The sequence below is a fragment of the Synechococcus sp. CCY 0621 genome (genome assembly GCF_019038465.1).
Classification (GTDB): Bacteria; Cyanobacteriota; Cyanobacteriia; order PCC-6307; family Cyanobiaceae; genus Cyanobium.
Genome location: NZ_JAFKRH010000015.1, coordinates 52,941 through 62,964 on the forward strand (window position 1 = coordinate 52,941; position 10,024 = coordinate 62,964).

Here is a 10,024-nt window from a genome sequence, read left to right on the forward strand (position 1 = left end):
GCATGGCCTCCCTGTTCACCGTTGACCACGTCACCCAGACCTTTAAACTGCCTGGCGGCGGGGCCTATGTAGCCCTCCGAGATATTTTTCTCACTATTGCCGAAGGCGAGTTCATCTCGCTCGTCGGCCACTCTGGCTGCGGGAAATCCACACTCCTCAACCTTCTCGCAGGTCTCACCAGTGCCACCCAGGGTGGCATTCTGATGAACGGCAGAGAAGTCACCGATCCAGGCCCCGATCGGATGGTGGTTTTCCAGAATTACTCCCTGCTGCCATGGCTCACGGTTCGAGAGAACATAGCCCTTGGCGTGGACAACGTGATCGCCTCCAAGGATCGTCGGGAACGGGACTCGATCATTGAGCACCACATCCAGTTGGTGGGGCTGAAGGCCGCCGCCGATAAGTATCCCAGGGAAATCTCAGGAGGGATGAAACAACGGGTCGCCATCGCCCGTGCCCTGGCCCTGAGGCCGAAGCTCCTGCTGCTTGATGAGCCCTTTGGAGCGCTCGACGCCCTGACAAGGGGCAATCTTCAGGAACAGCTGATGCAGATCTGCCAGGAGGCGAAGGTCACCTCCTTGATGGTCACCCACGACGTGGACGAAGCTTTGCTGCTCTCCGACCGGGTGGTGCTGATGACCAATGGGCCCGAAGCCCACATCGATCAGATCATCGAGGTGCCCCTGCCCCGGCCCCGCACCCAGCTGAATGTGGTGGAGCATCCCCGCTACTACGCCCTGCGCGCGGAGATCGTGGGATTCCTGTCGGAACAGCGCCGGGCCAGGCAGACGCGCCTCAAGCCCGCGGATCCCATCGCCAGCAACGGCCTGGAGAAGGTGAATCTGGAGCTCGGCTTCATCCCTCTCACCGACTGCCTCCCCCTGGTGGTGGCCCAGGAGATGGGGTTCTTCGCCAGGCATGGCCTGAGCCAGGTGCGCCTGCGGCGCGAAAGCAACTGGAAAACCCTGGAGACCCACGTCCGCCAGAACGTTCTCGATGGGGCCCTGATGGTGGCCGGGATGCCCATCGCCATGACCCTCGGCTTCAACGACCAGGAGCCCCTGCCGATGGTGAGTGCCCTCACCTTGAGCTGCAACGGCAATGCCATCACCCTGCACCGCCGTTTTCACGAGGCCGGGGTGACCACCCTGGCCGAGTTCAAAGACTGGATCGACGCCCACCCGAACACCAAGCCGGTGCTCGCCATGGTGCATCCGGCCTCCATGCACAATTTGATCCTGCGCGCCTGGCTGGCCTCGGCGGGGATCCATCCCGAACGCGACGTGGAGCTGCTGGTGATCCCACCGCCCCAGATGGTGGCCGCCCTGAAGGCGGGCACCATTGATGGCTACTGCGTCGGCGAACCCTGGAACTCCCGCGCCGTGCTGGAAGGCCTCGGCACGGTGATCGCCACCGATGTGGAGCTCTGGAATGGCCATTGCGAGAAGGTGCTGGGGGTGAGAGAGGCCTGGGCGGCCGCCTACCCCCGCACCCACCAGGCCCTGGTGCAGGCGCTGCTGGAGGCCTGCCGCTACTGCGACGACCCGGCCCACCGCGACGAACTGGCCGAGCTGCTGTCCCAGAGCCAGTACGTGGGCACCGATGTGGCGACGATCCGGCCGGGTCTCATCGATGCCTACGACCGCGGCACCGGCGCACCCACGGTCATGCCGTCGTTCAACCGCTTCTTCGGCCCCGAGGTCAACGAACCCAACCCGGCTGATGCGGTCTGGATCCTGAGCCAGCTTGGGCGCTGGGGCCTGACCAGCTTCCCCAGCAACTGGCAGGAGGTGGCTGATCGGGTGCAGGACCGCGCCCTGTTCCGCAGCGCCGCCGCCGCCCTGGGGTTGCCGACCACAGCGCAGCCCCCCTCACCGGTTGCGGCCTTCAACGGTGATCGCCTCGACCCGGTCGATCCCCTGGGTTACCTCGACCTCTTGGCCGTCAAGGGCCAGGTGACGGTGGCCCCGGCGCCACTGTCCGCACCGGCCAGCCGCTGACAGCCCCTCGCTTCCCCTTCCCCCTTCGCCTGCATGCAGACCCTGACGTCGGCCCCATCCAGCCAAGCCGTTTCCAATGAACCGTTCCTGGTGATCGATGGGGTCAGCAAGGTGTACCCCACCCCGAAGGGGCCCTACACCGTGCTCGACAACATCAGCCTGGAGGTGGCGGAGGGGGAATTCATCTGTGTGATCGGCCATTCCGGTTGCGGCAAATCCACCCTGCTCGATCTGGTGTCCGGCTTCGGCCAGCCCACCCGCGGAGAGGTGAGGCTGGAGTCGGTGCCGATCCGCGAACCCGGTCCCGACCGGATGGTGGTGTTTCAGAACTATTCGCTGCTGCCCTGGATGTCGGCAGCGGAGAACGTCGCCCTGGCCGTGAACAACGTGTTCCCACATCTCAAGCGCAACGGCGGTGCCCGCACCATCGTCGACAGCCACCTGGCCATGGTGGGGCTCAGTGAGGCGGCCGATAAGAAACCGGGCAGTCTGTCGGGGGGAATGAAGCAACGGGTCTCGATCGCCCGGGCCCTGGCCCTGCAGCCCAAGGTGCTGATCCTCGATGAGCCCTTCGGGGCCCTTGATCCGATCACCAAGGAGGAGCTGCAGGAAGAGCTGCTCAAGATCTGGCAGGAGCACAAGGTGACCGTGCTGATGATCACCCACTCGATCGATGAGGCCCTGTTCCTTGCTGACCGGGTCGTGATGATGACCAACGGCCCGGCGGCGACGATCGGCGAGATCCTCGAGCTGCCCTTCCCCCGGCCCCGGCAGCGGTCCCAGCTGATGGAGATGCCGGAGTACTACGACTACCGCAACCGCGCCCTGGACTTCCTTTACCGCCGTTTCGCCCATGATGACCAGTGAGGCTGGAACGCCATGACGGGCTGACCATCGCCGAAGGCCACACCCTGCTGCTGGAACCTGCCCATCAGGATGGGGCCCGTTGTTTCCTGATCGAGCAAGGGCTGCTGAAGGTGTCGTTATCCGCGACCGACGGCCAGCCCATCACCCTGGGATTCCTCCAGGCCGGTGATCAGCTGCCCCTGGAGTTTCAGCGGAGAGCCACCATGCACCTGGAAGCCATCACCTCCGTTCTGCTGAGCGATTGCGGCGCGGAAGCCCCCCAGCCAGGGCAGCACAGCCTCAACGACTGGGCCGTGGATCTGCTGCTGATCCGCCGTCTGACCACGGCAGAGCAACGACTCACGGCCCTGCTGCGATTGCTGGCCGAACGCATCGGCCGTCGGCAGAAGGACTGGTATGTGCTGCCCATCCAGCTCACCCACGCCCAGATCGCCGATCTGATCGGACACACAAGAGTGACGGTCACACAGCAGTTTTCAAATCTCCGCCGTGCCCGGTTGATCGAAACCTGCCGTGGCCCCACCGGTGACCTGCGGTTGGCGCCGGGACTGGTGGAGCCGATAGCCACCGACTTAGTGGCTGGGCTGGGGCCGATCGGCTGAGGGGTCACTGGCGGCCGACGGCTGCGCCATTGAAGACGCCGCCACCGTCGAAGACCCCACGATCGGCTTCAGCGTCACGGCGGCGGCCTTGAGTTCCGGTTGCTGGGAGATCGGGCAGCCCAGTTCATGCATCAGTCGGTTGGCCTCACAGGCCTGTTCCTGGGCCGCTCCCCAGTGCATCGGCAGAAACACCGTGCCCTGCCGGATGCGGTCGGTGATTCGCACTTTTGCCGTCACGGCCCCCCGGCGGGAGCGCACCTCCGCCCTGCCGCCATCGACCAATCCATGCCGCCGGGCGTCAGCGGGGTTCACCTCCAGCAGCGGCTCGGGATGGGGCCGCAGCAACCGCTCGACGTGGGCGGTGCGGGTCATGGTGTGCCACTGCTCCAGGTAGCGGCCGACGGTGAGCACCAGGGGGTAGTCGCCATCGGGGGGTTCGCCCAGGCCCATGGGCTGCTCGCTGATCAACCGGGCCCGACCGGAGGCTGTGGGGAAACGGCCGGAGGTGTGCAGGCGCGGGGCACCCCCACCCGGGCAGGTGCCAGTGGAGAACGGCCATTGCTGGGGGCCGTGCTCCTGAAGCAGGCCATGGCTCAGCCCACTCAGATCGCACACCCGGTCCCTGGTGATGGCGACGAACTCGGCAAACACGTCCGCCGAGGAGCCATAGCTGAACTGGTCCTGGAAGCCCAGGCGCCGGCCCAGCTCGGCGAAGATCGCCCAGTCGGGTCGGGCCTCCCCAGGGGGCGCACGAAAGGCCGGGCAGTACGTGACGCGGCGCTCGGAATTGGTCATCACCCCGGCCTTCTCACTCCACTGCGCCGCCGGCAACACCAGGTGGGCGATGGCGGCCGTCTCGGTGCCGGCGTAGGCCTCGTTGAGCACCACCATCGGGCAGCGGGCCACGGCGGCCCGCACCCGATCGAGCCAGGGCAGGCTCACCAGCGGATTGGTGGCCGCCACCCACCAGAGCCCCAGGGCATCCCGCTCCATCGCCTCGATCTGCTCCCACACGGTGAGCCCCGATTCCGGTGCAATGGCCCCGGGGGCCAGGCCCCAGTGCTGTTCCAGCTCGGCGCGGTGCCCGGCATCGGTGACATAGCGGTAGCCCGGCAGCAGCCGGGCCAGGCCACCGGCTTCCCGGCCCCCCATGGCATTGGGCTGGCCGGTGAGCGAAAAGGGCCCCGCACCGGGCCGGCCGATCTGGCCGCTGACCAGATGCAGGTTGATGATCCCGGCCACGGTGGCGGTGCCCTCCACGCTCTGGTTCACCCCCATCGACCAGAGACTGAGGACCGCACGGCTCTCGGCCCAGCGGGCCGCGAGTTGGCGCAGCTGCTGCTCTTCGATGCCACAGAACCGGCTCACCCGCTCGGGCGTCCAGCCCGCCCAGAGCTCCTGCAGCGCCTCGAAACCCTCGGTGGACGCCTGCACATAGGTCCGGTCCACCCCGCCCCGCTCCAGCAGCAGGTGGCCGAGGCCGTGCAGCAGGGCCAGATCGGTGCCGGGACGGATCGCCAGATGCAGGTCGGCCGCGTCGCTGGTGGCCGTGGCGCGCGGATCCACCACCACGATCTGCAGGGCCTGCTTCTGCTTGCGCTTGCGCTTCAGCAGGCGCTGGAACAGCACCGGATGGCACTCGGCCGTGTTGGTGCCGATCAACAGCACCGTGTCGGCCTGATCCAGATCGTCGTAGCAACAGGGGGGGCCATCGGAGCCGAAACTGCGCACATAGCCCGACACGGCCGAACTCATGCACAGGCGCGAGTTGGCATCGAAGTTGTTGCTGCCGAGCGCCCCCTTGATCAGTTTGTTGGCGACGTAATAGTCCTCGGTCAGGAACTGCCCGGAGCCATACATCGCGAGTCCGGAGGGGCCCTTCTCGGCCAGGGTGCGGCGCACCTGGGCCTCCAGCAGCTCAAAGGCCCGATCCCAGCTGATCGGCGCGAAGGACTGGTCGGTGCGCTGCCGATAGAGGGGGGTGGTGAGCCGGTTGCGGTGCAGGGTCTCGCCCACGGTGGCCCCCTTGACGCAGACCTGCCCCAGGGAGGAGGGGTGGTGGCGGTCGCCCCGGGCCGTCCAGGTCGCCCCACCTCCCGCCGCCGCCGGGGGCTTCATCTCCAGACCGCAGCCCACACCGCAGTAGGGGCACTGGGCCCGGGCCGGGCCGTCGGAGGGGGAGGGAGACGTGGCGGGTTGGCTCAAGACGGCGTTCGGGCGTCAGCGGCGGCCGCCACCATCACCACCCTGGCTGGAATGACGAGCTTAAGTGAGCGTCACGACGTCTTCCCGTGAGAGCCCTGCCGTGACAACGCTTCAGAACGGCCCCACCGCCATCCCCACCGGCACCGCCGAGGTGGTGCTGATTCGCCACGGCGAAACGGCATGGAGCCTCTCGGGCCAGCACACCGGCAGCACCGACATCCCCCTCACCGCGCGGGGGGAGGCGGCCGCCCGCGGGCTGGCGCCGCTCCTGGCGGTGAGCCCCTTCTCCCTGGTGCTGTCCAGCCCTCTGCAACGGGCCCGCCGCACCTGCGAGCTGGCGGGCCTGGCCGGACAGGCCTGCCTGGAGCCCGATCTGGTCGAATGGAACTACGGGGCCTACGAAGGTCTGACGAACAGGGAGATTCAGCGGGATCGGCCGGGCTGGATGGTGTTCCGTGATGGCTGTCCCGACGGGGAGAGTCCCGCCCAGGTGGGGGAACGGGTCGACAGGGTGATCCGGCGCCTGCAGCAGAGCGGCGGCCGGGTGGCCCTGTTCGCCCACGGGCATCTGCTGCGGGTGTTCGTGGCCCGCTGGATCGGGCTGCCGCCCGGCCACGGCGCCCACTTCCTGCTCGACACCGCCACGCTCACGGTCCTCTCCGACTACCGCGGCCTGCCGGCCGTGAAGTGCTGGAACGCCCCCACATCCGGGCCGTGGATGTCGGATTCCTGACCCCCCCGGAGCAGAGCCGTTGATTTACCAACTTTTTAACGAGGGCAGGCGAAAGTTGAACTCACAGCCCCCTGCATGTGACGGCCATGACCATCTCGACGATGGCCCCCTTTGAGGCCCTGGCCATGACGCCGGAACTGGAGCAGGAGCTGTCCCTGATCGATGCCTGGTGGCGCGCCGCCAACTATCTGGCCGTTGGAATGATCTATCTGCGGGACAACCCGTTGCTCGCCCAGCCGCTGCGCCATGAGCACGTCAAGGCACGGCTGCTGGGGCACTGGGGCTCCTCCCCCGGCCAGGCCTTCCTCTGGGCCCATGCCAACCGGGTGATCCGCCGCCACGACCTCGACATGATCTACCTGTCGGGACCGGGGCACGGCGCCCCGGGGGTGCTTGGCCCCACCTATCTCGATGGCAGCTACAGCGAGGTGTATCCGGACAAAAGCCAGGACGCTGAAGGGATGCGGCGCTTCTTCAAGCAGTTTTCCTTCCCCGGCCACATCGGCAGCCACTGCACCCCGGAAACCCCCGGTTCGATCCACGAAGGCGGCGAACTCGGCTACGTGCTCTCGCACGCCTGCGGGGCGGTGTTCGACAACCCCAACCTGATCGCCCTGGCCTGCGTGGGTGATGGCGAAGCCGAGACCGGCCCCCTGGCCACCTCCTGGCACATCAACAAGTTCCTCAATCCGATCGGCGACGGGGCGGTGCTGCCGGTGTTGCACCTGAACGGCTACAAGATCGCCAACCCCACCCTGCTGGCCCGCATTCCCCACGAGGAACTGGCCAGCCTGATGCGCGGTTACGGCTGGGAGCCGATCTTCGTCGAGGGGCACGAGCCGATGGCCATGCACCGGGCCATGGCCGCCGCCATGGACCAGGCGACCGGGCGCATCCTGCAGATCCGCGCCGAGGCCCGCGCCAGCGGCGAGGCGGTCCGCCCTGCCTGGCCGATGATCGTGCTGCGCTCGCCCAAGGGCTGGACCGGACCGGCCTCCCTGCACGGCAAGAAGCTGGAGGGGTTCTGGCGCTCCCACCAGGTACCCCTGGCCGTGCCGAACACCGATCCGGAACAGCTGCAGCTGCTGGAGGAGTGGCTCAGGAGCTACCGGCCAGAGGAGCTGTTCGACGCGCACGGCACCCTGCGGCCTGACCTGCAGGCGCTCTCTCCGCAGGGGAACCGGCGGATGGGCTCCAACCCCCACGCCAACGGCGGCCTGCTCCGCCGCAAGCTGCAGTTCCCACCCCTGGAGGACTACGCGGTGCAGGTGGTGGCCCCCGGCGCCACGGAGGAGGAGAACACCTACCCCCTCGGCGAACTGCTGCGCGACATCATCCGCGCCAATCCCACCTCCATGCGGGTGTTCGGCCCCGACGAAACCGCCTCCAACCGTCTGCAGGCCATCTACGAGGTCAGCAAGAAGGTGTGGATGGAGGAGTTCCTCCCTGAAGACCTCAACGGCAGCGAACTGGCCCGCAGCGGACGGGTGGTGGAGATGCTCAGCGAGCACACCCTGGTGGGAATGATGGAGGGCTACCTGCTCACGGGGCGCTACGGCTTCTTCCACACCTACGAGGCCTTCGCCCATGTGATCGCCTCGATGTTCAACCAGCACGCCAAATGGTTGGAATCCTGCCTGCTGCATGCCACCTGGCGGGCCCCGATCGGCCCCTGGAACTGCCTGATCTCCTCCACGGTGTGGCGGCAGGACCACAACGGTTTCACCCACCAGGACCCCGGCTTCATCGACCTGGCCGGCAACAAGAGCGGTGACGTGGTGCGGGTGTACCTGCCGGCCGATGCCAACTGCCTGCTGGCGGTGGCGGAGGAGGCCCTGCAGGAAACCAATGTCTGCAACATCATCGTCTCCGACAAGCAGAAGCACCTGCAGTACTTCACCCTGGAGCAGGCCCGGCGCCATGTGGCCAAGGGGGTCAGCATCGTCGGCTGGGCCAGCAACGACGACTGCGGCGCCACTCCGGATGAGCCGGATGTGGTGATGGCCTGCGCCGGCGACATCCCCACCAAGGAGACGCTGGCGGCGGTGGAGATCCTGCACCGGGAGATCCCCAGCCTGCGGATCCGGGTGATCAACGTGGTCAAGCTGTTCGCCCTCACCGAGCCGAACGAACATCCCCACGGCCTCAGCGACCGGGACTTCGACACCCTGTTCACCACCGACCGGCCGGTGATCTTCAACTTCCACGGCTACCCCTGGCTGATCCACCGTCTCACCTACCGCCGCACCAACCACGCCAACATCCATGTGCGCGGGTACAAGGAGAAGGGCAACATCAACACGCCCCTGGAACTGGCGATGAACAACCAGATCGACCGCTTCAATCTGGTCATCGACGTCGTCAACCGGGTGCCCTTCCTGCGCTCCCGCGCCGCCCACGTCAAGGAACGGATGCAGGACGCGATCCTGTCCCACCGGGCCTACGCCCACACCCACGGCACCGATGCCCCGGAAGTGACCGACTGGCGCTGGAACCCGCCCGCCGCCACGCACTGATGGCGCCCCCCCCCTCCGCGGACTCGCCGGCGGCGGGGGAGGTGCTGGTGCTGAACGCCGGCAGCTCCAGCCTCAAAGTGTCGGTGCACGGGCGCGGCGGGGATCGCCTCTGGAGCGACCAGCGCAGCTGGAGCGTCGCCGCCGCCGAAGACACTGAGGCGGTGCTGGACGCCTGGCTGCCAGAAGCCCTGGCCGCGTGGGGGGATGGGCTGATCCGCGCCGGCCACCGGGTGGTCCATGGTGGCGAGCGCTTCACCGCCCCCATCCGGCTGGATGCGGCGGTGCTGGAGGTGCTGGAGGGACTGGTGCCCCTGGCTCCCTTGCACAACGGTCCGGCCCTGCGGGTGATGCGCTGGCTGAGCGGCTGGAAGCCCGCGATCGAGCAGTGGGCCTGCTTCGACACGGCCTTCCACAGCACCCTGCCGCCGGAGGCCCGCACCTACGCGATCCCGGCCCGCTGGCGCAGCGAGGGCCTGCGCCGCTTCGGTTTCCACGGCCTCAACCATCAGCACGTGGCCGAAACCGTGGCCCGCCGCGCTCAAGCCGAGGGCCGCCCCGATGCCCCCGGCGGCGAAGCCCTGCGGCTGATCAGCTGCCACCTCGGCGCCGGCTGCTCCCTCTGCGCCATCCGGGGCGGGCGCAGCATCGCCACCACGATGGGCTACACCCCAATGGAGGGCCTGGTGATGGCCACCCGCAGCGGTTCGGTGGATCCGGGGCTGTTGCTGCACCGGCTGCGCCGGGGGGCCACGGTGGAGGGGCTCGCCCAGGACCTGCAGCAGGAGAGCGGCCTGCTGGGCCTCTCGGAGCTGAGTCCGAGCATGAAGGACCTGCGCCTGGCCGCCGCCGACGGTCATGGCGGGGCCCAGCTCGCCATCGCGGTGTTCCGCCACCAGCTGCTGCAGGGGATCGGGGCCATGGCCGCCAGCCTGGGGGGGGTCGACGTGGTGGCCCTCACCGGCGGCATCGGTCAACACGATGGCGCGCTGAAGCAGGAGCTGGAGCAGGCGCTCACCTGGCTGGGGCCCTTCGAGCTGGTGCAGGTCGCGGCCGATGAGGAGGGTGTGATCGCCCGCCACTGCGCTGCGGCGGACGCCTGAC

General features: G+C 67.9%; 7 protein-coding genes. 6 read left to right on the forward strand and 1 reads right to left on the reverse strand.

Features of this window, described 5'->3' with window-relative positions; all coding sequences use genetic code 11:
* Positions 1 to 2 precede the first annotated feature (2 nt).
* Genes KUG43_RS05435 through KUG43_RS05445 form a run of 3 tightly spaced genes read left to right on the forward strand, consistent with a single transcriptional unit; the run spans position 3 to position 3,469 of the window.
* Positions 3 to 2,000: an ABC transporter ATP-binding/substrate-binding protein gene (locus tag KUG43_RS05435; RefSeq protein WP_216906906.1), complete on the forward strand. Its 1,998-nt coding sequence runs from the start codon at positions 3 to 5 to the stop codon at positions 1,998 to 2,000.
* Positions 2,001 to 2,033: 33 nt separating this feature from the next.
* On the forward strand, positions 2,034 to 2,867 hold the full coding sequence (locus KUG43_RS05440; protein WP_216906908.1) for a nitrate ABC transporter ATP-binding protein: 834 nt from the start codon (positions 2,034 to 2,036) through the stop codon (positions 2,865 to 2,867).
* A complete protein-coding gene (locus KUG43_RS05445; RefSeq protein WP_216906910.1) occupies positions 2,864 to 3,469 on the forward strand; it encodes a Crp/Fnr family transcriptional regulator in 606 nt (201 codons plus the stop codon). The genes KUG43_RS05440 and KUG43_RS05445 overlap by 4 nt, the downstream gene beginning before the upstream one ends.
* On the opposite strand, the gene KUG43_RS05450 is transcribed toward KUG43_RS05445, so the two are convergent.
* A complete protein-coding gene (locus tag KUG43_RS05450) occupies positions 3,440 to 5,674 on the reverse strand; it encodes a molybdopterin oxidoreductase family protein (protein ID WP_286194425.1) in 2,235 nt (744 codons plus the stop codon). The genes KUG43_RS05445 and KUG43_RS05450 overlap by 30 nt on opposite strands.
* Positions 5,675 to 5,774: 100 nt before the next feature.
* Here KUG43_RS05450 and KUG43_RS05455 point away from each other — a divergent pair, with 100 nt between their 5' ends.
* The 3 genes from KUG43_RS05455 (at position 5,775) to KUG43_RS05465 (ending at position 10,023) form a co-directional block, all read left to right on the forward strand.
* Positions 5,775 to 6,407, forward strand: a complete 633-nt coding sequence (locus KUG43_RS05455; protein ID WP_216906912.1) for a histidine phosphatase family protein — start codon at positions 5,775 to 5,777, stop codon at positions 6,405 to 6,407.
* Positions 6,408 to 6,493: 86 nt separating this feature from the next.
* Positions 6,494 to 8,923: a phosphoketolase family protein gene (locus KUG43_RS05460; RefSeq protein ID WP_216906914.1), complete on the forward strand. Its 2,430-nt coding sequence runs from the start codon at positions 6,494 to 6,496 to the stop codon at positions 8,921 to 8,923.
* Positions 8,923 to 10,023 carry an acetate/propionate family kinase gene (locus tag KUG43_RS05465; RefSeq protein ID WP_216906916.1) on the forward strand — a complete coding sequence of 367 codons (1,101 nt, stop codon included), beginning with the start codon at positions 8,923 to 8,925 and terminating at the stop codon, positions 10,021 to 10,023. Before KUG43_RS05460 ends, KUG43_RS05465 begins: the two co-directional genes overlap by 1 nt.
* Position 10,024: the final 1 nt, after the last annotated feature.

What these genes read in the sequence shown, in the direction of transcription:
- KUG43_RS05465 (WP_216906916.1), top strand. Translation starts at nt 8,923, where the DNA reads ATGGCGCCCCCCCCCTCCGCGGACTCGCCGGCGGCGGGGGAGGTGCTG.
- KUG43_RS05435 (WP_216906906.1), top strand. Translation starts at nt 3, where the DNA reads ATGGCCTCCCTGTTCACCGTTGACCACGTCACCCAGACCTTTAAACTG.
- KUG43_RS05460 (WP_216906914.1), top strand. Translation starts at nt 6,494, where the DNA reads ATGACCATCTCGACGATGGCCCCCTTTGAGGCCCTGGCCATGACGCCG.
- KUG43_RS05440 (WP_216906908.1), top strand. Translation starts at nt 2,034, where the DNA reads ATGCAGACCCTGACGTCGGCCCCATCCAGCCAAGCCGTTTCCAATGAA.